Consider the following 850-nt stretch of genomic DNA (forward strand, 5'->3'; position numbering starts at 1 on the left):
TTGCGTATCTGGTGAACAATGCAAGTTTGTATCTCCGTTTCTGGGTAAACGGCGTTGATTGCCTGTGGAAACCCATTCAGGTTATCAATGCAGGCGATCAGGATATCTTTTACTCCACGGTTCTGCAGATCGGTAAGTACGCTCAGCCAAAAGTTGGCTCCCTCACTCTGAGAAACGTACATTCCCAAAAGTTCCTTATGTCCGTGGCGGTTTACTCCAAGGATATTATAGACGGCATGCGAAACCATTCGGTGGTCCTCTTTTACCTTGTAGTGCATGGCATCAAGCCAAACGATGGTGTAGAGCTCCTCAAGTGGACGGGATTGCCACTCCTTCACTTCGGGTATAATCTTGTCGGTAATGGAGGAAAGCGTTGCATGGCTGATATCCGTATCGTACATATCCTTAATGTGCCTGGAGATATCACGCAGGCTCATTCCAAGCCCATACATACCGATGATCTTGCTTTCTAGGCTTTCTGCAAGGATGGTTTCTCTTTTACGGATGATCTCGGGCTCAAAGGTGGAATTTCGATCCCGGGGCGTCTGAATGGAAATCGTCCCAGCGGAGGTCTTTACCTCTTTGGAGGTCTTGCCATTTTTTCGGTTACCCGAAAAACGCTCATCCTGGTCAAGATGCGTATCCAATTCAGCCTCAAGGGCAGAATCAAGAAAGCTTTTTAGCAAAGGGGCGAATGCTCCATCCTTGCCGTACAATGATTTGCCCGAACGTAACTGCTCAAGGGCTTTTTGCTTCATTAGCTCATAATCGAGCTGTTCTTCTCTCGTCATAACAAACTGTATCTAAAGTTAGTGATTTTAACTTTTGACACAGTTTATTTTACACCCTC

1 protein-coding gene is annotated in these 850 nt (G+C 46.1%); it reads right to left on the reverse strand.

Annotated features, from left to right (window positions below):
* A partial coding sequence (locus ACFOUY_RS08975; RefSeq protein ID WP_378960168.1) for an IS256 family transposase occupies positions 1-791 on the reverse strand: 791 nt, incomplete at its 3' end.
* Between the last annotated feature and the right edge of the window lie 59 nt (positions 792-850).

It is taken from the genome of Pedobacter jamesrossensis (assembly GCF_042650905.1).
GTDB lineage: Bacteria > Bacteroidota > Bacteroidia > Sphingobacteriales > Sphingobacteriaceae > Pedobacter > Pedobacter jamesrossensis.